This is a genomic window from Massilia sp. Leaf139 (assembly GCF_001424165.1).
In the GTDB taxonomy this organism is placed as follows: Bacteria; Pseudomonadota; Gammaproteobacteria; order Burkholderiales; family Burkholderiaceae_D; genus Telluria.
Genome location: NZ_LMOJ01000025.1, coordinates 44556 through 67352, shown reverse-complemented (window position 1 = coordinate 67352; position 22797 = coordinate 44556). Strand labels below are relative to the sequence as shown.

Below are 22797 nucleotides of genomic sequence, written 5' to 3'. Positions count from 1 at the left end.
ATGGCTGTCACGAAGAACCGGCCAGTGCAAACGCCACTGGTCGTGCACCTGATCTACCGGCTCGACTTCGGCGGGCTGGAAACCCTGCTGGTCGACTGCATCAACCACATGCCGCCGGAACGCTACCGCCACGCGATCGTCTGCCTGACCGACTACACCGCCTTTGCCGACAAGATCACGCGGCCCGGCGTGGCGCTGTTCGCGCTGCACAAGCAGCCGGGCCTGGGCCTGGGCATCCACGTCCAGTTGTTCAAGCTGCTGCGCAAGCTGCGCCCGGCCATCCTGCACACCTATAACTTCGCCTGCGCCGAATACGCCGTGCCGGCCTGGGCCGCCGGGGTGCCGGTGCGCATCCACGCCGAGCACGGACGCGACGCCAGCGACCCGCAGGGCCTGAACCGCAAGCACAATTTTCTCCGGCGCGCACTGGTGCCCTTCATCGACCGCTATGTGCCGGTCTCGCACGACCTGGCGCGCTGGTTGCAAAACGTGGTCAACATTCCGGCCCCGAAGCTCGAACTGATCATGAACGGCGTCGACACCGTGCGCTACGCGCCGCAGCTGCCGGTCGCCTCGACGCCGTGGGCGACTGATGCTGTTCGCCCATTTGTGATCGGCACCGTCGGCCGCCTGCAGGACGTCAAGGATCAGGCGACCTTGATCGCCGCCTTTGCCCTGCTGTGCGCACGCCGTCCGGAAGCCCGCAACGGCCTGCGCCTGGCGGTCGTCGGCGACGGCCCGCTGCGCGCGCGCCTGGAACAAAAGGCGCAGGAGGCCGGCGTGGCGGATCTGGTCTGGTTCCCGGGCGCGCGCAACGACATTCCGGAACTGATGCGCAGCTTCGACCTGTTCGCCCTGTCCTCGATCGCCGAGGGCACGCCGGTAACCCTGCTGGAGGCCATGGCCTGCGCCCGCCCGGTGGTGGCGACGCAGGTCGGCGGCATTCCGGAAGTGGTGCAGGACGGCGTCAACGGCGCCCTGGTGCCGGCCTCCAACCCGCAGGCACTGGCCGATGCCCTGGCCGCGTACGTGGACGATGCGGCACGCGTGGCCGCCCATGGCGCCGCCGCGCGCGAAACGATCGAGCGCCATTACAGCGTTGCAGCCATGGTCGGCGCCTATACGGCCCTGTACGGCCAGCTGTGCAATTCCAAGACAACTTTTAAAGAAATCACCCAACCATGTGCGGAATCGTAGGCATTTTTGACCCGCGCGGCGCGCGCTCGTTCGACCGCGCCGTCCTCCAGCGGATGAACCAGACCCAGTTCCACCGCGGCCCCGTCGAGGGCGACGTCTACCTGGAACCGGGCGTCGGCTTCGGCCACCGCCGGCTGTCGATCATCGACCTGGCCGCCGGCCAGCAGCCGCTGTTCAACGCAGACCGCTCGGTCGTCACCGTGTTCAATGGCGAGATCTACAACTTCCGCGAACTGACCAAAGAGCTGACCGCCCTCGGCTACACCTTCGCGACTAAATCCGATACCGAGACCATCGTCCACGCCTGGGAGGAGTGGGGAGAAGACTGCGTCAAGCACTTGCGCGGCATGTTCGCCTTCGCCATCTGGGACCGCAACAAGCAAACCTTTTTTGTGGCGCGCGACCACCTCGGCATCAAGCCGCTGCATTACGCCTTCCTCCCGGACGGCACCTTCGTGTTCGGCTCGGAACTGAAATCCCTGCTGTCCTTCCCGGAACTGCCGCGCGTGATCGAACCGCGCGCCGTCGAGGAATATTTCGCCTACGGCTACGTGCCGGAACCGCGCACCATCTTCAAGGACGCGTTCAAACTCGAACCGGGCCATTCGCTGACCCTAAAGGTCGGCGCGAATGCGGCGAACGCGACACCGAAACGCTGGTGGGACGTGCCCTTCACGCCGCACGCACCGATGTCCGAACAGCAGATGGGCGAAGAGCTGATCGTGCGCCTGCGCGAAGCGGTCGAGAGCCAGCTGGAAGCGGAAGTGCCGCTCGGCGCCTTCCTCTCCGGCGGCGTCGACTCGAGCGCGATCGTGGCCATGATGGCCGGCCTGAACAAGGGCCCGGTGAACACCTGCTCGATCGCCTTCAACGACCCGGCCTTCGACGAATCGACCTACGCGCGCCAGGTGGCCGAGCAGTACAAGACCAACCACCAGTGCGACACCGTTGACAAGGACGACTACGGCCTGGTCGACCTGCTCGCCGGCCTGTACGACGAACCGTATGCCGACAGCTCGGCGATTCCGACCTACCGCGTCTGCGAACTGGCGCGAAAGCGCGTCACGGTGGCGCTGTCGGGCGACGGCGGCGACGAGAATTTTGCCGGCTACCGCCGCTACCGGATGGCGATGGGCGAGCAGCAGGTGCGCTCGATGCTGCCGCTGGCCCTGCGCAAACCCGTGTTCGGCTTCCTTGGCAAGGCCTATCCGAAGGCCGACTGGGCGCCGCGCATCTTCCGCGCCAAGACCACCTTCGAAGCGCTGGCGCGCGATCTGACCGACGGCTACTTCCACGGCGTGTCGATCCTGGTCGACCGCGTGCGCGACCAGCTGTTCTCGCCAGGTTTCCGCAGCCAGCTGCAGGGCTATCGCGCCGTCGAGGTGATGCGCGGCCACGCGGCCAACGCGCCGACCGACGATCCGCTGTCGATCACTCAGTACATCGACATGAAGACCTACCTGCCGGGCGACATCCTGACCAAGGTCGACCGCGCCAGCATGGCGCACGCGCTGGAAGTACGGGTGCCGCTGCTCGACCACAAGTTCGTCGAGTGGGTCTCCGGCCTGCCGTCGTCGAGCAAGCTGCGCAACGGCGAGGGCAAGCACATCTTCAAGAAGGCCTTGCAGCCTTACCTGTCGGATGACATCCTGTACCGCAAGAAGATGGGCTTCTCGATTCCGCTCGCGTCCTGGCTGCGCGGCCCGCTGCGCGACTCGATGAAGGCGGCGGTGCTCAATCCCGTGCTGCTCGACACCGGCATTTTCAATCCCGCTTACATGCAGCAGATGATCGACGAACACCTGGCCGGCACCAAGGATCACAGCACCGCGCTGTGGGCCGTGCTGATGTTCGAAGCCTTCCTGCGCAAGAACGGCGCCGACAGTGCCACCCGCGTTACTCAGGCCAGCCCCCTGATCGCCACCGCCGCTTAACAAGTATCAGAATTCGGAACATACCATGCGTGTCCTTCACGTCCTCGACCATTCGATCCCGCTGCACAGCGGCTATACCTTCCGCACCGCCTCGATCCTGCGCGAGCAGCGCGCGCTCGGCTGGGAGACTTTTCACGTCACCGGCTCCAAGCACCAGGGCGGCAACGACCTGCGCGAAGAAACGGCCGACGGCCTGCACTTTTATCGCACCGCGAAGTCGACCGGCGCGCTGGCGAAGCTGCCGGTGCTGAACCAGCTGGAAGTGATCCAGGGCCTGGAAAAGCGCTTAAGCGAGATCATCCCGCAGATCAAGCCCGATGTGCTGCACGCCCACTCGCCCTGCCTGAACGGGATCGCCGCCATCCGCGCGGGCCGCAAGTTCGGCATCCCGGTCGTGTACGAGGTGCGTGCCTTCTGGGAGGACGCCGCGGTCGACCACGGCACCAGCACCGAGAACGGCCTGCGCTACAAGATGACGCGCGCGCTGGAAACCCATGCCCTGAAACGCGCCGACGCGGTGACCACGATCTGCGAAGGCCTGCGCCGCGACATCGTCGAGCGCGGCATTCCGGCGAATAAGGTCACCGTGATCCCGAACGCGGTCGACATCGACAAGTTCGCCGTCGGCGGCGAAGCCGACCAGGATCTGAAACGCCAGCTCGGCCTGCAGGGGCACCGCCTGATCGGCTTCATCGGCTCCTTCTATGCCTATGAGGGCCTGGACGTGCTGCTGCGCGCGGTGCCGGCCCTCAGCGCCCGCGCGCCCGACCTGCGCGTGCTGCTGGTCGGCGGCGGGCCGCAGGATGCCCAGCTGCGCCAGCTGGCGAAAGACCTGAACATCGCCGACAAGGTCGTGTTCACGGGCCGCGTGCCGCACGACCAGGTGCAGAAATACTACGACCTGCTCGACGTGCTGGTGTATCCGCGCCTGTCGATGCGCCTGACCGACCTGGTGACGCCACTGAAACCGCTGGAAGCGATGGCGCAGGGCCGCATCCTGGCTGCGTCCAGCGTCGGCGGCCACCGCGAGCTGATCACCGACGGCAAGACCGGCATCCTGTTCGCGCCGGACGATCCGAGCGCGCTGGCGCTGAAGGTCGGTGACCTGCTCGACGCCCAGGCCAAGTGGCCGGCGCTGCGCCTGGCCGGGCGCGAATACGTGGAGACCGAGCGCAACTGGCCGGTGAGCGTGGCGCGCTACAAGAACATCTATGGCCGCCTGACGGGTTTGAAGGCGGCATGAAGATCCTGACCTTCAGTACCCTGTTCCCGAACAGCGAAAAGCCGGGCCACGGGATCTTCGTCGAAACCCGCCTGCGCCACCTGGTGGCGAGCGGCCGGGTCGAATCGCGCGTGGTGGCGCCCGTGCCCTGGTTCCCCTCGACCAACCCGCGCTTCGGCAACTACGCGCGCTTTGCGAAAGCGCCGCGCCACGAGGTGCGCCACGGGATTCCAGTGGCGCACCCGCGCTACCCGACCATCCCAAAGGTCGGCATGAACCTGTCGCCGCTGCTGCTGGCGCAGGCGGTGAAGCCGGCGATCGCGCGCATGATCGACGAAGGCTACGACTTCGACCTGATCGACGCCCATTATTTCTATCCGGACGGCGTGGCCGCCGCCATGCTGGGGCGCTACTTCAACAAGCCGCTGGTGATCACGGCACGGGGTTCGGACATCACGCTGTTCCCGCAATACCCGCTGCCGCGCCGGATGATCACCTGGGCGGCGCAGCGCGCCGACGCCGTGATCACGGTGTGCAACGCGCTGCGCGACGAGGTGGTGGCGCTGGGCGTCGATGCCGAGCGCGTGGTCTCGCTGCGTAACGGCGTCGACCTGCAGCTGTTCCGCCCGATCGAGCGCACGCCGAACGCGATGTTCACCCTGCTCGCGGTCGGCCACCTGGTACCGGTCAAGGCGCAGGATCTGATCATCGGCGCCCTGCCCCTGCTGCCGGGCGTGCGCCTGGTGCTGGCCGGCGACGGCCCCGATCGCGCCAAGCTCGAACAGCTGGCGCGCGACCTGAAGGTGACGGAGCGCGTGACTTTCCTGGGCGCGGTGCCGCAGGCGCAGCTGCGCGATCATTACGGCGCGGCCGACGCGCTGGTGCTGTCCTCGAGCCGCGAGGGCTGGGCCAACGTGCTGCTGGAGGCCATGGCCTGCGGCACCCCGGTCGTGGCCAGCCGCGTCTACGGCACGCCCGAGGTCGTGGCCTCGCCCGACGCCGGTGTGCTGATGGCGGAACGGACCTACCAGGGTGTCGCCGACGCGGTGAACGCGCTGCGCGCCCACTACCCCGACCGCGGCGCGACGCGCCGCTATGCCGAGCGCTTCAGCTGGGACGATACGACCGCGGGCCAGATCCGCCTGTTCGAGCGCGTGCTGGCCGCGCGCGCCAAGGCGGTCGCCTGCTTGACGTAAATGTGACGATGAAAATGGACGGATGCGATGGAATCATTATTGTGGGCGCTTGACCTGCTGGCGGTGAGCTTCCTGTGCCTGTGGGCGCTGAAACAGGAAAAGCAAAAAGAAAAGGCCGCGCGCGAAGGGAAGCAAGGCGATGCGTGACCTCGTCATGCTCGTTGTCCTGCCCGTCATGCTGTATGCGATGGCGCAGCGGCCCTTCATCGCCGTCGGCATGTGTCTCTGGACGGCGCTGTTCTTCCCGAACGCCTGGGTCTATGGCATTGCCTCCGTCCCGCGCTACAACCTGCTGTTCGCCGCGGTGGCCATCGTCGGCTACCTGGCCTGGAAGCACAAGCCGAAAATCCAGTTCACCGGGCTCGGCATGCTGGTACTGGCCTTCTTCCTGTGGACGGTGGGCAGCACCATGACCTCGATCGGCAATCCGGATCTGTCCTGGGAAATCTGGAGCCGCTTCGCCAAGGTGGTGACGCTGTTCGTGTTCGTGGTACTGGTCATCAAGGACAAGCTGCACTTCGACTTCGTGCTGTGGTGCGTGGTGCTGTCGGTCGGCTTCTATGCCGACCTGGAAACGCTGAAATTCCTCGCCAGCGGCGGCGGCCACAACATCGTCGGCATGTCCGGCCACGTGCTGGGCGACCGCAACGAACTGGCGCTGGCCTTCGTCATGACGCTGCCGCTGTGCTACTACCTGTGGATGGAATACGGCAAGCAGTCGCGCATCCTGAACCTGGCGCTGCTGGGCACGATGGGCCTGCTCGCCCTGGGCGTCATCGGCACCCAGTCGCGCGGGGGCCTGGTCGCCATGCTCGCGCTGGGCGCCTACATGTTCCTGAAAAGCGACCGCAAGCTGCTGCTGGGGGTGCTGATCGCCGTGTTCGTCATCGGCGCCTCGTTCTATGTCTCGGAGGACTACGTGGCGCGTGTCGACTCGATCGCATCGGCAGGCGAGGACGGCTCCTTCATGGGCCGGGTGGTGGCCTGGAAGCTGAGCTTCATCATGGCGATGGAGCACCCCTTCTTCGGCGGCGGCTTCAAGTCGCTCGAGTATTTCCCGGTCTGGACCGAGCTATCGAAGAGCTTCTTCGATTATTCCTGGTTCTACACCGGCACCGAGTTGCCCAACACGAGCTACGCGCGCGCCGCGCACAGCGTGTATTTCCAGGTGATGGGCGACCACGGCTTCGTCGGCCTGGCCTTGTACCTGAGCTTCCTGACCCTTGGCTTCCTAAAGGCCGGCAAGGTTGCGCGCAAGGCAAGGCGCGCCGGTGCGCCGGCCTGGCTGCCGCTGGCGGCGACCATGGTGCAGCTGAGTATCTTCGCCTTCGCCGTCGGCGGCGCCGCCCTGAGCCTGGCGTATTTCGACCTCCTGTTCGCGCTGTTCGGCCTGGTCGTGGTGCTGGAAACGCGGCTGCTGGCCAGCGTGGCGCCGCTTGCTGCGACGGCCTCGCGGCCGCTGGCGGCACCGGCGCCGGGGCAGCGGCTGGTGGCCTGAGGGGAGGCGCCGACGCCGCCGAATATGCAGGAGTATGGCCACCCGGCCGCCGTTCTGTGTATGATTGGCAATTACTGTTGAGTTCGAGACGATCCCGGCCCCGTGTCGGGCAGGCCAGCGCCGGCCTGGCACCCATGACCGCTAGCCCGTGAATTTGATGAACCCATACATCCCATGCCTGCCCCACCGAGCGACGAGCTGCTGCACAGCTGTCCGGGCCGCGCGCGCGCAGGCGGCGCAGCCGGGAGTGCGGCCGCTCCGATGAATTTCCCGAATCGACACAACTGGCTCAGCGCGGTACTGCTGCGCATGACCGGCAGCGCCATCCGGCTGTTCTCGCGCCAGCCCAGCCTGGCGGTGGTGAACTACCACCGCGTGCTGGCCCGGCCCGATCCGCTGCTCGACACCGAACCCGACGTCGCCGCCTTCCACTGGCAGATGGCGTTGCTGGCCGACTGCTTCAATGTCATGTCGCTGCACGATGCGCTGCGCGCGCTCGACGAAGGCCGCCTGCCGCCGCGCACCGTCTGCATCACCTTCGACGACGGCTACCGTTCCGTGCACGACCTGGCCTTGCCGATCCTGCGCAAGTTCGGGCTGCCGGCCACGGTATTCGTGACCAGCGGTTTCATTGGCGCCGACGCCGGCAACATGTGGAACGACCGCATCATTCACGCGGTGCAGTCGCTGCCGAACGGCGCCCTCGACCTCACCGACATCGGCCTCGAATCCTATCCCCTCGATACGCTGGAAGCACGCAAGCAGACCGCGCTGCGCCTGACCGAGGCCGGCAAATACCTGCCGCCGGTGGAACGCGACCGCCTGGTCGAGCGCCTCGACCGCATGAGCGGGATGCACCACGACGCCCTGATGCTGACCCAGGACATGCTGACGGCGCTCGACGGCAATGGCGTGGAGATCGGCGCGCACACCATCTCGCACCCGATCCTCACCAGCCTCGACGACGACAGCGCACGCGCCGAGATCGTTGCCGGCAAGGCCCAGCTGGAAACCCTGATCGGCAAGCCGGTGCGCCTGTTCGCCTACCCCAACGGGAAGGTCGGGCAGGACTACGACGGCCGCCATGTCGAGATGGTGCGCCAGGCCGGCTTCTTCGCCGCCTTCACCACCGCCGTGGGCGCCATCACCGGCGACCAGGACCGGTTCCAATTGCCGCGCAGCCGCCCCTGGGACCGCACGCCCTTGCGCTTCGGCCTGCGCCTCCTGAGCTGGATGGCGCTCGGCAACCGGCAACCAAGATAAAAGCAACAAGGATAGCAACATGCACAAGCGTGCGTTATTGATCGCATTTCATTTCCCGCCGCAGGCAGGCAGCAGCGGCATCCAGCGCAGTCTCAGTTTTTCGCGCCATCTGCCCAGCAGCGGCTGGGAACCGATGGTGCTGACGGTGCAGCCCAACGTCTATGACGCCCAGCACCCTTCGCAACTGGCCAGCATTCCCGCCGGACTGACGGTGCGCCGGGCGTTCTCGCTCGACGCCAAGCGCCACATGGGCTGGCGCGGCCGCTACCTGATGGCGAGCGCCCTGCCCGACCGCTGGATCACCTGGTGCCTGGGCGCGATTCCCGCCGGCCTGTCGATGGTCCGCGCCCAGCGTCCGCGCGTGATCTGGTCGACCTTTCCGATCGCCACCGCGCACCTGATCGGCCTGGCCCTGCACCGCCTGACCGGCCTGCCCTGGGTCGCCGATTTCCGCGACCCGATGGTGCAGCCGGCCCATCCCTTCCACAAGGGCCAGCGCCGCGCCTACGCCTGGATCGAGCGGCAAACCATCCTGCGCTGCCAGAGGGCGGTGTTTACGACCCAGGGTGCGCTCGACTCCTACCGTGCGCGCTTCCCCGAGGTCGCGCCGGAAAAATTCGTCGTGATCGAAAACGGCTACGAGGAAGACGCCTTCGGGCCGCTGGAGCTCGGTGCGCCGCCGGCGCCGGTCGCCGGCCGTCCGCTGACCCTGGTGCACAGCGGTGTGCTGTACGGCACCGGGCGCAACCCGGCGCCCTTCCTCGACGCGCTGGCGCGCCTGAAGGCCGCCGGCGCCATCGACGCCGCCAGCCTGCGCGTGGTGCTGCGCGCACCCGGCGATGTGCCCGTGATCGCCGCCATGATCGAACGGTACGGCGTCGCCGACATCGCGGTCTCCGCCGCGCCGGTGCCCTACCGCGAGGCCCTGGCCGAGATGGCGGACGCCGACGGCCTGCTGCTGTTCCAGGGTACGCCCTTCAACAACCAGATTCCGGCCAAGGTCTACGAGTACTTCCGCGCCCGCAAGCCGATCTTCGGGCTGGTCGATCACGAGGGCGAGACGGCGCGCGTGCTGGGCGCCGGCGGCTTTCATGACATGGCCACGATCGACGACGTCGGCGAGATCGCGGCGCGCCTGGAAGTCTTCCTGGCGCGCCTGCGCGCGGGCACGGCGCATGTGGCCTCGGCCGAATTGATGGAGCGCTCCTCGCGCGCGCACCGGGCGCGCCAGCTGGCGGCGGTGTTCGACAGCGTGGCGGCCTGATTAGTTAGACGTGAAAACAAAAGCGGCGTGCGAACCGAAGTTCGCACGCGTTGATGCGCTGGTCGACGATATGGCCGTTGTGGATGCAGATCGCCGGCTTGAGCACCGGATCCTGTTCTGCACGGTCTTCGATGATGGTGTCGAGGTATTTGACCATCTCTTCGCCCAGGCAGGCGGTCACGGAGTAGCCGATCAGGGCCGGGGTGTGATCCACCGCGTAGTGCAGCACGCCGTCGACCATGTACACCGGGTCTTCGATCGTGGTCGGGCGGCTGGTCTCGATCGCGCCGGCGCGGTCGCAGCTGATGTCGACGATCATTGCCGGGTTTTTCAGCTTCGGCAGGTCTTCGCGGTAAATGATGTGATCCTTGCGGTACACGTCCCACAGCAGGCCGTTGACGATCACGTCGTACTGGCCGAGCTCCTGGCGCAGCAGCGACTCGGTCTTGCGCTCGTAGACGTTGATGTGCGCGCCCATGCACGAGAGCACGCGGTGCGCGCCGCGCGCGACGTTGCCGCGCCCGATCAGGGCCACGTTGCACTCGTAGACGAGCTTGCCGTACAGGGTGAAGGCATGCATGATCGCCGCTTCGCCGGCCAGCTCGTTACTGCGCCAGAACACGTGGCGGCCGCCCTCGAACATGTCTTCCCAGGCGATCGCCGTGATTTCCTTGGCGACGATCTTGTCGGTGATCGAGCGGTTCTGCACCGCGTGCACCCAGCCGAACACGGTCTGGCCGCTGCGCAGCTCGGACAGATAGGTAGCGTCGCCGATCTTCGGGTCGACGATGACGTCCTTCGACAGCGCTTCCTCGCGCGAGACGACGTGGGCCCCGGCCGCGCGGTACTCGTCGTCCTGGTGGCCGAACGACGCGCCGTAGCCGGCCTCGAAGTACAGCTGGTCGCGGTTGCGGATGCGCGCGATATGCTTGGGCAGCATGGCGCGGCGCTTCTCGTTCTCCTTGGTGCTGATCATCAGTCCCACAGTTTTCATGCCATTCCCCTTTTCGCGGTTTCCACCTTGTTCAAGCCAGTTGTTCCGGCCCGGCGCGCATCCTGCGGCGCCAGTCCGGCATCGATAAATGTCGGCGCCTCATGCTGGGTGCGGATCAGCAGCAGCAAGGGGCGCAGCAGCCAGTCGCGCCGCCGGCGCAGCCCCGGCGCCAGGCGCGAGAGCAGCAGCACGGCCTTGTTCGGCAGGCTGAGATAGTTGAAGGCGGCGCGCACGCCCGCCGGGTCGCCGTAGGCGTACTGTTCGTCGGCGAGGTCGCGCGCGCGGCTGGTCGCTTCGTCCAGCGGCGCGTGGTTCGCCGGCAGGTTGCGCGAACCGTGGAAGTCGTAGAACTCCGGATAGAAGCGGCGCAAACACTCCTTCTGGAAGAAGTACTTGTACTTCTCGGCCGGATGGTATTTCAGCGTCGCCAGCGCGAACTCGAGGTCGCAGTACGGATACACGACGACGTGGCCGGGCGGATGCATCATCGTGATCCACGGGCTGATGCAGCGGCGCGTGCGCGACTGCAGGAAGGCCATCTCGGCCTGGTTGATGTTCGGTGCGAACTGCCCGAGGAAGCGGCGGTACTCCTTGCGGAAGGCGCCATGCGCGGGGAAGCGCCCGGACAGCTGTTTCAGCAACTCGGCGCCGGCCGTCTTGCCCAGCACCAGCTCGGCGTCCTTTTCCGGCGTCTCGTGCAGGCCGTCGATCTCGAAGCCGGAATTACCGAAGGTGTCGCCGGCCAGACCGTCGAACACCAGCGAGGGCGGGCGCTCGGCCAGCCAGCGCATGAAGGGCAGCGCCCAGCCGTGCATGAAGGTCTCGGTGCCGATCAGGGCCTGGCGGCGCGCGGCGTCGGCTGCGATCTGCTCCGGCGGCACCGCCCGCACCAGCTCGCAATCGACGCCGAAGGCGGCGGCGATCTTCGGCGCGAAGAAGGAATCGATGTCGTAGTCGCGCCCGTTCTTGCGGTGGAAGGTCTGGCAGGTGACGGCCTTGAACGGCACCGCCTTGCGGATCAGGGTGCCGAAGAAGCGGCGCGAATCGAAGCCGCTCGAGAACGGCAGCGTCACTTCGCCCACGTTCAGCTTCAGGCAGCGCTCCATGGCCGCCATGTAGGCGTCTTCGACGATGCGGAAGGCGTCGTCGTCGATCTTCTCGGTGCCGGCGGGGAGCTGGTCGAAATCGAACCACTGGACGGTCTCGGCCTGGCCGCGGCGCAGCGTCATCTGGCCGCCCGCCGGGAAGCGCGCGATGTCGCGGTAGAAGCTGCGGTCGGCCAGGGCCGAGCCGTTCTGCATCAGGCTGAGCCAGGCGGTCAGGTCGGGTTCGTCGCCGGCGAAATGGATCAGGCTCGGATGCGAGGCGAACAGCCAGGCCTCGCCGTGACGGCGGTAGTACATCGGCCCGAAGCCGAAGGCGTCGCTCCTGGCGGTGGCCTGTCCCAGCGCGGGATCGAATTTCAGATAGGCGAAGGCGCCGTTCTGCAGCGTGTCCGGCGCCGCGATGCGTTCCAGGTCGGCCGCATGCGAATACGAATGCACGCCGAGCGCCGCCTCGTAGCCGCGGAACACCAGCTGGGCGCCGGCCACCTCGTGCACCAGTCCGAGCCCGTTATTGCGCGCGCGCGAGGTGACGGCCCAGAACTGGGGCGTGCTGGCGACGGCCAGGCCGGCATGGCTGCCGCTGAATTCGGGGGCGCTGCCGGGAAATACACAGGCCAGGAAAAATTCGACGTCCGCGAACTGCGCGGCAATCTTGTCCAGGTCGATCTTCATTTGACCTCGTTAGGTGCGCCAACGACCGGTGGCGGCGTCCGTCTCAGCTTGCTGAGGAAAAAAGCTTCGGCGCCGTCCGGGCGGCCCGCCAGGCGCCACAATCCGAGCACCACGGCGCAATACACGACGCCGCCGACGGCGACCTTCAGCAACAGCATCATCCAGAGCGGCGCCACGATCGCCGACTGCAGCGCCATCAGCGCGGCCACCATGGCCAGGCAGGCCAGCGCCGGGCGGCCGGTGCCGCGCGCCAGCATGGCCAGCGTCAGCCCGGGCACGTGGCGCATCAGCAGCGCGTAGGAGACGCCGAAGGTCAGGACGATGGCGGCCATGCGCACCTGGGCGATGCGTTCCGGACTCAGGTCGGTGCGCAACAGCACCACACCGGCGACGAAGACACCGATCTGGATCCAGCTGGTCAGCGCCAGCAGGCGGATCTGGCCGATCACCGTGAGCACGTAATTGGCGCTGCTGCTGATCGACTGGATGATGTTCGACAGCGCCAGGATCTGGATGAAGGGAACGATGAAGATCCATTTTTCGCCCAGCGCCACTGGCACGAATTCGTGGGCCGTCATGATGAAGCCAACGCAGGTCGGAAAGGTGATCATCACCTGCACCGCCTGCGCGCTCACCAGCAGCTTGGTCAGTTCGCGCATGTTGTCGCGGGCGCGCGCAAAGGCGGGGAACAGCACCCGGTTGATCGGCGCCAGCAGGTCGGTGCCGGGAATGTCGGCGATCTCGGTGGCGAGCGTGTAGCCGCCGGTCACACCGGTGGTGGCGATGCCGCCCACCAGGAACACGTGCAGCCTGCGGTCGAGGAACTGGCTGATGTTCTTCACCAGGATCCACTGCGACACCCCGAAGATTTCCTTCCACTCGGAGAGCCCGAACCACGGCCGCATCGGGTGCACCATGTAGCTGCGGATGACGGCGGCCAGGCGGCCGAACAGCGCGCCCAGCACCATGCCCCAGTAGTTTTCCAGGATCAGCGTCAGCGCGATCGTGATGAAGAAGCTGACCAGGCGCTTGAACAGCACGAACTTCGCGTCCTCGGCGAAGCGCAGCTCCTTCTGGAAATTGATGATGCCGACGTTCTCGAATCCGACCACCATGACCGAGGCAGCCATCACCTGCACCACTGCGGTGACGCGCACATCCTTGTAGTAGTCGGCCGCGAACGGCGCCAGGATCGCCAGCACGGCCGCGACGCAGGTGAACTGGATGATGCGCAGCGTCCAGGCGGTGTTGTAATAGGCCTGGCTGGGATCCTTGCGCTGGATGAGGGCGACGTTGATGCCGAGGTCGAAGATGATGTCGGCGAAGCCGACCACCACGGAAGCCATGGCGACGATGCCGAAATCCTCGGGGACGAGGATGCGGGCGAGAACCAAGGTACTGGCGATACCGATGAAGCGATCGATCCAGCGCATCGCGACCATGATGACCGCGCCATTGCTGAGACTACTACTATTTTTGCGCAACATGTTTTACCACTACCTTATCGGGAACGGGAACCGGCAAGCGTTGCCCGCCAGGCCGGCAGTTGATCCACGGAGACAGGTAGTCGCCGTCGCGCGCCGTTTCCGGCAGGTGCCGGATCGCCCATCGTTGGTCAAACGCATTTCACTTTGACCGTTGGAAATTTATCTGGTACAGAGTAGATGAAGTGTCAACATGTGTCAACGGACGCTACAATCGTGCGCGCCCTCTTTCAGCGGGTGTTGCGCGCCGGTCTCAGGACAGGCGAACAAGTACTTATGCCAGGGCTCACACCAGCACTTCCGGCACTTCCGGATGGCTCAAAAACCCCTGCGGGCTGGCCGAACGGCCGTAGGCGCCCGACTGGAACACCACCACCAGGTCGCCCACCTCGGCTTGCGGCAGTTCCATGCGCTCGGCCAGCAAATCCAGCGGCGTGCACAGCGGGCCCACGACCGAAACGGTTTCCTGCGCGCCGGATGCGCGCATGCGGTTGCCGATCGCGACCGGATAGTTCTTGCGGATCACTTGGCCGAAATTGCCCGATGCCGCCAGATGGTGGTGCAGGCCGCCGTCGGTGACGAGGAAGACCTGGCCGCGCGAGACCTTGCGGTCGACGACGCGGGCCACATACACGCCGGCCTCGCCTACCAGATATCTCCCCAGTTCGATCGACACCTGCGCTTCGGGCAGGCTGTCTTTGACGCGCGGCAGGGCGGCAGCCAGGGCGTCGCCGATCGGCGCCAGGTCGAGCGCCGCCTCGCCCGGAAAATACGGAATACCGAAGCCGCCGCCGATGTTCAGGATGCGCAGCGGATCGCGCAGATGCGGCACCAGCTGCTGCGCCAGCGCGAAAGTCTGGGCCTGCGCCTCGATGATCGCCTCGGCTTTTAAACTTTGCGAACCGCTGAAGATGTGGAAACCGAGCACCGTCAGGCCGAGTTCGGCGCACAGCCGGATCGCGCGCGGCGCCTCCTCGGCGTCGATGCCGAACTGCTTGGCGCCGCCGCCCATGCGCATGCCCGAGCCTTTCAGTTCGTAGTCCGGGTTGATGCGCAGTACCAGCAGCGGCGCGATGCCCAGTTCGTTCCCCACGCGCGCCAGCGCCCGCAGTTCGCGCTCCGATTCGGCGTGGACGACGGCGCCGGCGGCCACCGCGCGCGCCAGTTCCGCGTCCGATTTACCGGGGCCGGCAAAGCTGATGCGCGCCGGGTCGATGCCGGTGTCGAGCGCGACCTTCAGTTCGCCGCTGGAAGCGACGTCGATGCCGTCCACCAGTGTCGCCATGTGCTGCACCAGCGCCGGCATCGGGTTGGCCTTCATCGAAAAATGCAGCTCGACGGCGGGCGGCAGGTGGGCGCGCACATGGGCCACGCGCTCGCTCAGCAGGCGGCGATCATAGGCATAGAAGGGCGTGCTGCCGACGCGCTGCGCCAGGCGCGTGAGCGGCATGCCGCCCACCTGCAGGCAATCGCCCTCGACCGGGAACAGGGTCTGGGCGGCGTGTACCGGTTTCGCGTTCATGGCTTCACTTCCTATCTCTACTGGACTGCATGGTCGAACATCGTCACGAAGGCTTGCCGCAGCAGCGGGCGGTCGATCTTGCCGTTCGGGTTGCGCGGGAAAGGGGCGGCGTGCAGCGCCACGTGCGCCGGCACCATCCAGACCGGCAGCCGGCGCTGGCACTCTTTGATCAGCGCGCCCGCGTCCAGGGCCGGATCCTGCGCCAGCGCCAGCAGCACGATCGCCTGGCCCAGCTGCGGATGGGGCACGCCGAAGGCGACCGCCTCGATCACCTGCCCGCTCGCGTACACGACTTCCTCGATTTCCAGCGGGCTGACGCGGTAGCCGGACACCTTGATCATGTCGTCGCTGCGGCCGATGAAGTACAGGTAGCCCTCCGCGTCCATGCGCACGGTGTCGCCCGACCAGACCGCCATCTCGACCAGCGGCAGGGCCGGATCCTGTCCCGGCGCCGGCTTGAAGCGCTCGGCGGTTTTGACCGGATCGTTCCAGTAGCCGAGCGAGACGAGGGCGCCGCGGTGCACCAGTTCGCCCGGCTCGCCGGGCGCGCAGGGCGTGCCGTCCGGGCGCACCACCATCACCTGCGCATTCGGGATCGCGCGCCCCATCGAATCAGGACGGCGCGCCAGTTCGGAGGGCGGCAGATAGGTCGAGCGGAAGGCCTCGGTCAGGCCGTACATCAGGAACAGCTCGGCCCGCGGCAGGGCAGCGCGCAGGGCGGCGACGGTGGCGGTCGGCAGCGCGCCGCCCGAATTGGTCAGATAGCGCAGCGAACAATCGGCCGGCCAAGTCAACTTCGCCAGCTGCAGCCACAGCGGCGGTACGGCCGCCAGGCCGGTGATGCGTTCTTCCAGCACCGCCTTGACGATGTCTTTCGCGAACAGGTGGTTGATCAGCACCGCCGTCGCGCCGGTCAGAAACGCGCAGCTCAGCTGGCTGAGTCCGTAATCGAAACTGAGCGGCAGCACGGCCAGGATGCGATCCTGCGGGGTGATGGCCAGATAACTCGCCACGCTCTGGGCGCCGGCCACCATGTTGCGGTGCGAGAGCACCACGCCCTTCGGTTTGCCGGTGCTGCCCGAGGTGTACAGGATCGCGGCCATGTCGGCGTCGATCGGGCGGCGCGCGGCCAGGGCGGCGGGTGCGCAGGACGCCTGCGCCGTCGCCCAATCGCGCAGTGCATATCCCGCCTGCGCCGTGTCGGTTGGCGCGCCGGTGACGAACACCGTGCGCAGATCCGGACACGCCGGCAGCGCCGTGTGCAGTTGTAGTAAACGTTCGTTCGAGGTCAGCAGCACCCGCACGTTGCAGTCGGCCAGGATGTGGGCGACTTGCTCCGGCTTGAGCTGCGGATTGACCGGCACGAACACGGCGCCGGCCAGCGCCGCGCCGAACATCGCGGCCACGTTCTCGATCCGCTTTTCCAGGAACACGGCGACGCGCTCGCGCGGCTGCACGCCGGCGCCGATCAGCGCCCCGGCCGCGCCTTCCACGGCGGCGGCCAGCGCCGCGTAGTCGAGGCGCGCCGCGCCGTGCACGAGCGCTTCGGCGCCAGGCGTGCGGCGCGCGGAATCGAACAGGAAATCGTGGATCAGGTCAGCCATGTCGGGAATGAGTGCGGAGTCGGTACGCAAGCGCGCGGCTCCGGCCGCGCAGCCCGCAATCTTAACAGCTCGTCGCCTTGTTAACAGCTCGCAGCTTGTTGGCGGCGCCGATTGCGCGGATTCCGTGGCAATCCGGCATGTTCCGTGGCAAATTTTTCAACCCCCGGTTTATACTGACCGGATGCTCGCGAACCCGCTCCCCGGCCGGCCCCTGATTCCGCTGGCGCCGATCCTGTCGGCGTCCTCGTTCCGGCGCGCGCCCGGCACCCCCGTGCGCACCGTGCTCGACGCCGGGGACGCACGCCTGGTGACGAGCGGACGCGTGGCCATCGCCCTGGCCCTGCGCGAGATCGGCGTCGAACCGGGCGACCAGGTGCTGGTGCCTGCTTACCACAGCGCCTCGATGGTGCCGCCGGTGCTCTGGCGCGGCGCCGAGCCCGTGTTTTATCGCGTGGGGCCTGACGCCGCGGTCGACCTGGACGACCTGGCCGATAAGATCGGCCCCGCTACCCGCGCCCTCATGGTCACCCATTATTTCGGCTTTCCGCAAACCATGGCGCCGATCCGCGCCCTGTGCGACGCGCGCGGCATTGCCCTGATCGAGGACTGCGCCCACTGTTTCATCGGCGAGCACGGCGGCCGCCCGGTCGGCGCCTGGGGCGATTACGCCATCGCCAGCAGCATGAAGTTTTTACCGATTTATGAAGGCGGCGCGCTGGTCTCGGCCCGCCACAGCCTCGATCGCATCGTACTGCGCTCGGCCGGCGCCGCGTTCGAGGCGAAGATCGCCCTCAATTCGCTGGAACGCGGTTTCGACTATGGCCGCCTGCCGCTGGTGCGCGCCGCCCTGTCGCTGCCGCTGCGCGCCAAGAGCGCGCTGTGGGGACGGCTCAAGCGCGGGCGCGGCGCCGCGGCGCCGGCGCTGGCGCCCGCTTCCTCGGACAGCAGTTTCAATTTCGATCCAGCCTGGGTCGACAAGCGCTCCTCGCTGTTTGCGCGCGCCATGCTGAAGCTGGCCGCGCCCGGGCGCATCGCGGCGCTGCGCCGGCGCCATTACGCGCGCCTGCAGGCGGCGCTGCAGGGTTTGCCCGGCGTGCGGCCGCTGCACCCGCGCCTGCCCGACGGCGCCTGCCCCTGGGTATTCCCGCTGCTGGCCGACGAACCCGAGCTGCTGGCCGCGCGCCTGCAGGCGCTGGGGGTGCCGCTGACCCGCTTCGGCACGCCGTTCTGGCCCGGCGTCGATGCGCAGACCTGCGCCAACAGCGCCATGCTGGCGCGCCGGGTGCTGGCCCTGCCCTGCCACCAGGAGCTGACCGAGCGCGAAATCGCCTGGCTGATCGAACAACTGCGCGCGGCGGCCACGGCATGAGCTGGACTTTATACCCGGCGCGCGAGTTCGCACGCCATGCCGACGATTGGGCGCGCCTGCACGCCGCGCTCCCGGCGCCGCATGCTTCGAGCCTGCTGGCGGCCGATTTCGTCGCGCCCCTGCTCGATCAGTTCGGCCGCGGCGACGAATTGCTCGCTTGCCTGCGCGACGGCGACACCGTGCGCGCGATGGCGCTCGTGCATCCGAGCCGGCGCGGCGCCTGGATCACCTTTCAGCCGGCGCAGGCGCCGCTCGGCCTCTGGCTGCAGCAGCCCGGTCTCGACACCGCCGCCCTGGCGCGCGGCCTGCTCGGCGCCCTGCCCGGCTTCCCGCTGCTGCTGGCGCTCACCCAGCTCGACCCGATGCTGCATCCGCGCCCGGCCGACGGCCCCTGCACCCGCAGCCTCGATTACATCGACACGGCGCGCGTACGCCTGCACGGCAGCTTCGACGACTATTGGAACGCGCGCGGCAAAAACCTGCGCGGCAACCTGAAAAAGCAGCGCGCGCGCCTGGAGCGCGAGGGCGTTGCCACGCGCATGGTGGTCGACCGTGCGCCCGCGGCCATGGCGCAGGCCGTGGCCGACTACGGGCGCCTGGAGACGTCCGGCTGGAAGGGCCAGGAAGGCACGGCCGTCAGCGCCGGCAACGCGCAGGGCCGCTACTACCGCGCCATGCTGGAAGCGCTGGCCGCGCGCGGCGCCGCCAGCGTCTACCGCTATTATTTCGGCGAGCAGCTGGTCGCCATGGATCTGTGCGTGGAAGACGCCGACAGCATCGTGGTGCTGAAAACCGCCTACGACGAGCGCGTGCCCGCCAACCTGTCGCCCACCCTGCTCATGCGCGAGGAAGCCTGCCGCAGCCTGTTCGAGGGCGGCCGTTTCGAGCGGCTGGAGTTCTACGGCCGCGTGATGGAGTGGCATACGCGCTGGACGGAAGAGGTACGCACTATGTACCATGTCAATTATTACCGCTGGCCGGGTGTCAAACGCCTGCACCTGATGCTTGAAGCGCGCTCCCGCCCGGCTCACCCAACGACGACAAGCCTATGAAGTACCTTGAAGAAGTCAAAACCCTCCTGATCGACGTGCTCAACCTCGGCCCGGCCGGCGCCGCCCTGACGGCCGATTCGCCGCTGCTGGGCAGCCTGCCCGAGCTCGACTCGATGGCGGTCGTGACCCTGATCGGCGCCCTGGAAGAGCATTTCGGGATCATGGTCGACGATGACGACATCAGCGCCAGCACCTTCGCCACCCTCGGCAGCCTGGCCGCCTTCGTCGCCGAACGCGCCGAGTAAGGGATGAGCGCCCCCGCCCACGCGAGCGCGGACGCGTTCTTTCTCGATACGCCCGACGGACCGCGTTTCTGCCTGTACCACGCCCCCGCCGGCAACTGCCGCGGCGCGCTGGTCTACATCCACCCGTTCGCCGAGGAGATGAACCGCTCCCGGCGCATGGCCGCGCTGGGCGCGCGCACCCTGGCGGCGCAAGGCTATGGCGTGCTGCTGCTCGACCTGCACGGCTGCGGCGACAGTGCGGGCGACTTCGGCGACGCCACCTGGGACGGCTGGCTGCGCGACATCGCGCAGGCGCGCGCCTGGATCGAGGCGCGCCTGGGCTGCCGCGCCGGCCTGTGGGGCCTGCGCGTGGGCGCCCTGCTGGCGATCGCGCATGCGCAAAAGGCGAGCGTGCCGCCCGAGCGCCTGCTGCTGTGGCAGCCGGTCACCAACGGCTCCGGCTACCTGAACGGCTTCCTGCGCCTGCGCCTGGCCGGCGAACTGCTGGCCGGCGGCAGCGACAGCGGCGGCACCGATGCCCTGCGCGAAGCGCTCGGCGCCGGGGAAGCGCTCGAGATCGCCGGCTATTGCTTGAGTCCACTCCTGGCGTCCGGCCTGGACGCGGCCGATGCGCGCGCCCTCGGCCCGCGCTGCCCGATCCACTGGTTCGAAGTCACGGCAAGCGCCGGCCGCTCACTGCCGCCGGCCGCCGTGCGCGTGGCCGACACCTGGAGGCTGCAGGGTAGCCGGGTCGACGTCCACCCCGTGCAGGGGCCGCAGTTCTGGGCCGCGCCGGAAACGGTCGATTGCCCGGCCCTGCTCGCGGCCACGCTGGCCTGCCTGGAGAAACCCGATGCGTGACGAACGCGAACAAGAGCGCGCCCTCGCCTTTCCCTGCCGCGGCGCCTGGCTGTACGGCATCCTGAGCCTGCCGCCGGCCGCCATCAAACCCCAGCCGCGCGGCGTATTGATCGTCGTCGGCGGCCCGCAATACCGCGCCGGCAGCCACCGCCAGTTCACCCTGCTGGCGCGCGACCTGGCTGCCGCCGGCATCCCGGCCATGCGCTTCGATTACCGCGGCATGGGCGACAGCGAGGGAGAGCTGCAAACCTTCGAGAACGTCGACGACGACCTGCGCGCCGCGATCGACCGCTTCTGCGCAGAAGTGCCGGGTTTGCAGGAAGTGGTGCTGTGGGGCCTGTGCGACGGCGCCTCGGCGGCGGCCATGTATGCGCCGCAGGATGCCCGCGTGAGCGGACTGGTGCTGCTCAACCCCTGGGTGCGCACCGAGGAAGGAGCGGCGCGCGCCACCATCAAGCATTACTACAAGGAGCGCCTGTTCGACGCGGCCCTGTGGAAGAAGGTGGGCAGCGGCCAGTTCGACGTGAAGGGCTCGGTGCGCTCGCTGTGGGACAACGTGGGCAAGGCCTTCGGTTCGAAAGCGGAGGGAGACACGGCGTGCAGCGAGGCCGCGCCGCTGCCCGAACGCATGCAGGGCGCGCTGACCCGCTTCAGCGGGCGCGTCCTCGTCGTGCTCAGCGGCGCCGACCTGACGGCGCAGGAATTCGCCGACCTCGCCAGCCGCCCGGGCGCCTGGCAGCAGCTGCTCGGCGCTGCGCGTTTCACGCGGCGCCAGATCGACAAGGCGGATCACACGTTTTCGCGCCGCTCCTGGCAGGATCAGGTATCGAGCTGGACGCGCGACTGGCTGCGCTCCTGGTGAGGACATGACGCACCGGCGCTCCGCGTTCTGAGACACCCTGTCCGGTTCTTCAGACCGGCTTCTTGAAGGCGCCGTGTTTGCGCGCCAGCACCCAGCGGCCCAGGCGGTCGTTCGCGACCTGGGCCGCCATGCGCGGCACGGCGTGCCACAGCGTGCCTTTCAGGAGGGCATTCGTGGGCGGCGTCGCTGCCGGCAGACTGGCCGCCGCCGCCGCGAGACCGCAGGCATCGAAACGGTCGCGGTGCTGGTGCAGGTACTCGCACAGCTTGCGCAGGCGCGCTTGCGTCAGCGCGTTGCGCCGCGTCTGCTGGAAGGCGAGGTCGCGGTTCTGCACGAATTCGAACGGATGGGTCAACAGCACCACCAGCGGAATGCCTTCGCTGCGGGCCTTCTCGAGCAGATACCGGGTCTCGGCGAAGCTCGAGCCGGCGATGGTCAGTGACTTGATGTGCTGCTTGCGGCCGATCTTCCAATCCGAGAACGACAGCACCGGGAATTCGTCCACGCCATGGCGCTGGTGCCGGCCGCTGTACAGTTTGTAGTTCGGGTCGCCGTTGTCGTGGATCGCCACGCCGATGTTCGAGCTGTATGGAATGCCGCTTTGCGCCAGCGCGCGGTACACGTTGTCGCTGTAATTCAGGTTGCCGCTGCGGAAAGCCAGCGGGGGCGGCAGCTGCCACTCCTTGAAGGTCTCGATCCCCTGCTTCAGCAGGCTCACCACTTCGTCGACGCTGCGCTTGCCGATATCGTCACGTTCCTTCTGGCCCTGGGCGATCGTCCACCAGTCGGCATGCTGGAACACCGTCCAGCAGGGATGGGCATGCAGTTGCACCTCGTGGCCCTCGGCATGGATCTGCCGCGCGATCGGCCCCATCGGGTCGTGCTTGAAATGGTGGCGCTGCTGGGTCTCGACGAAGAAGGTCGCCTGGATGGCGTACTGGCGGAAGGTGTCGAGCATGAAGCCCAGCCCCTGCGAACGACCGTCGACATTGCACCACACCAGCGGTTCGGCGACTGGCTGCTTTGCCTTGTCGGAAAAAGCGCCGCCAATGCTGAATTCGGTATCGATCGTAATGCAGACACGGGTACGGACTGGTGCTGTGCTCATGGGTTCAGTTGATGCGATTGTGCCTGGCTGTGCCCGATCTCGGAGGCACGTGCTTCAGTCATCGGACAAGCCGGTTGGCGCAGCGAGTTCGAGGCGTGGAAGGGTTGGAATTGGCCTTGTGGATAGGCTAAATATTACCTACGGGTAGTTTATCATAATAATTTTTCGCCAATAGCGCTTTACACCTGCGCTGTTGCCGTGTGCACGGCGTCTTGCCGGCACAGGGGCTTGCACGTCCAGCAAAATAACTGGTGGGGGCAGCGCCGGCACGGTAACATTCAGGGTTTATGCCTGTTTTGTCAGATTGTCACATTTGGCCCCTGCCAAGGCGATGACCCGACCAAGGCAGCCATCGATCAACCCGC

18 protein-coding genes are annotated in these 22797 nt (G+C 67.3%); 12 read left to right on the top strand and 6 right to left on the bottom strand.

Annotated elements, in window-relative coordinates:
• From ASF77_RS18075 to ASF77_RS18045, 7 genes are all read left to right on the top strand, one after another.
• Positions 1-1197: a TIGR03088 family PEP-CTERM/XrtA system glycosyltransferase gene (locus tag ASF77_RS18075; RefSeq protein WP_056342463.1), complete on the top strand. Its 1197-nt coding sequence runs from the start codon at positions 1-3 to the stop codon at positions 1195-1197.
• Complete coding sequence (locus ASF77_RS18070) at positions 1182-3131, top strand: XrtA/PEP-CTERM system amidotransferase (RefSeq protein ID WP_056342460.1); 1950 nt, start codon at positions 1182-1184, stop codon at positions 3129-3131. The genes ASF77_RS18075 and ASF77_RS18070 overlap by 16 nt, the downstream gene beginning before the upstream one ends.
• A gap of 25 nt (positions 3132-3156) precedes the next feature.
• A complete protein-coding gene (locus ASF77_RS18065; RefSeq protein WP_056342458.1) occupies positions 3157-4374 on the top strand; it encodes a TIGR04063 family PEP-CTERM/XrtA system glycosyltransferase in 1218 nt (405 codons plus the stop codon).
• Positions 4371-5549: a glycosyltransferase family 4 protein gene (locus tag ASF77_RS18060; protein ID WP_056342455.1), complete on the top strand. Its 1179-nt coding sequence runs from the start codon at positions 4371-4373 to the stop codon at positions 5547-5549. Before ASF77_RS18065 ends, ASF77_RS18060 begins: the two co-directional genes overlap by 4 nt.
• Positions 5550-5688: 139 nt before the next feature.
• Positions 5689-7047: a putative O-glycosylation ligase, exosortase A system-associated gene (locus ASF77_RS18055; RefSeq protein ID WP_056342452.1), complete on the top strand. Its 1359-nt coding sequence runs from the start codon at positions 5689-5691 to the stop codon at positions 7045-7047.
• 174 nt (positions 7048-7221) lie between these two features.
• Entirely contained in the window at positions 7222-8310 is a 1089-nt protein-coding gene (locus ASF77_RS18050; RefSeq protein ID WP_229445485.1) for a polysaccharide deacetylase family protein, read from the top strand.
• Positions 8311-8329: 19 nt separating this feature from the next.
• A complete protein-coding gene (locus tag ASF77_RS18045; protein ID WP_056342447.1) occupies positions 8330-9574 on the top strand; it encodes a glycosyltransferase in 1245 nt (414 codons plus the stop codon).
• A gap of 4 nt (positions 9575-9578) precedes the next feature.
• Here ASF77_RS18045 and ASF77_RS18040 read toward each other — a convergent pair whose 3' ends face one another.
• The 5 genes from ASF77_RS18040 to ASF77_RS18020 form a co-directional block, all read right to left on the bottom strand.
• Positions 9579-10568: a N(5)-(carboxyethyl)ornithine synthase gene (locus ASF77_RS18040; RefSeq protein WP_056342445.1), complete on the bottom strand. Its 990-nt coding sequence runs from the start codon at positions 10566-10568 to the stop codon at positions 9579-9581.
• A complete protein-coding gene (locus ASF77_RS18035; protein WP_056342441.1) occupies positions 10565-12346 on the bottom strand; it encodes a hypothetical protein in 1782 nt (593 codons plus the stop codon). The genes ASF77_RS18040 and ASF77_RS18035 overlap by 4 nt, the downstream gene beginning before the upstream one ends.
• Positions 12343-13833 carry a lipopolysaccharide biosynthesis protein gene (locus ASF77_RS18030; RefSeq protein WP_082493879.1) on the bottom strand — a complete coding sequence of 497 codons (1491 nt, stop codon included), beginning with the start codon at positions 13831-13833 and terminating at the stop codon, positions 12343-12345. The genes ASF77_RS18035 and ASF77_RS18030 overlap by 4 nt, the downstream gene beginning before the upstream one ends.
• A gap of 283 nt (positions 13834-14116) precedes the next feature.
• Complete coding sequence (locus ASF77_RS18025) at positions 14117-15352, bottom strand: pyridoxal-dependent decarboxylase, exosortase A system-associated (protein WP_056342438.1); 1236 nt, start codon at positions 15350-15352, stop codon at positions 14117-14119.
• Positions 15353-15369: 17 nt separating this feature from the next.
• Positions 15370-16956 (bottom strand): acyl-CoA ligase (AMP-forming), exosortase A system-associated, encoded by a 1587-nt coding sequence (locus ASF77_RS18020; RefSeq protein ID WP_056344063.1) that lies wholly within the window; start codon positions 16954-16956, stop codon positions 15370-15372.
• Between the two features lie 181 nt (positions 16957-17137).
• Between ASF77_RS18020 and ASF77_RS18015 the strand changes: the two genes are divergently transcribed.
• Genes ASF77_RS18015 through ASF77_RS17995 form a run of 5 tightly spaced genes read left to right on the top strand, consistent with a single transcriptional unit; the run spans position 17138 to position 21324 of the window.
• The gene (locus ASF77_RS18015; RefSeq protein WP_056342436.1) at positions 17138-18325 is read left to right on the top strand and encodes an aminotransferase class I/II-fold pyridoxal phosphate-dependent enzyme; all 1188 of its coding nucleotides are present in this window, start codon (positions 17138-17140) and stop codon (positions 18323-18325) included.
• A complete protein-coding gene (locus ASF77_RS18010; protein ID WP_056342433.1) occupies positions 18322-19377 on the top strand; it encodes a GNAT family N-acetyltransferase in 1056 nt (351 codons plus the stop codon). The genes ASF77_RS18015 and ASF77_RS18010 overlap by 4 nt, the downstream gene beginning before the upstream one ends.
• On the top strand, positions 19374-19622 hold the full coding sequence (locus ASF77_RS18005) for an acyl carrier protein (RefSeq protein ID WP_056342432.1): 249 nt from the start codon (positions 19374-19376) through the stop codon (positions 19620-19622). The genes ASF77_RS18010 and ASF77_RS18005 overlap by 4 nt, the downstream gene beginning before the upstream one ends.
• Before the next feature lie 3 nt (positions 19623-19625).
• Positions 19626-20462: a hydrolase 2, exosortase A system-associated gene (locus ASF77_RS18000; RefSeq protein WP_056342431.1), complete on the top strand. Its 837-nt coding sequence runs from the start codon at positions 19626-19628 to the stop codon at positions 20460-20462.
• Positions 20455-21324 carry a hydrolase 1, exosortase A system-associated gene (locus ASF77_RS17995; protein WP_056342428.1) on the top strand — a complete coding sequence of 290 codons (870 nt, stop codon included), beginning with the start codon at positions 20455-20457 and terminating at the stop codon, positions 21322-21324. The genes ASF77_RS18000 and ASF77_RS17995 overlap by 8 nt, the downstream gene beginning before the upstream one ends.
• Before the next feature lie 49 nt (positions 21325-21373).
• On the opposite strand, the gene ASF77_RS17990 is transcribed toward ASF77_RS17995, so the two are convergent.
• Positions 21374-22432, bottom strand: coding sequence for a polysaccharide deacetylase family protein (locus ASF77_RS17990; protein ID WP_056342427.1), 1059 nt, complete (start codon positions 22430-22432; stop codon positions 21374-21376).
• Positions 22433-22797: the final 365 nt, after the last annotated feature.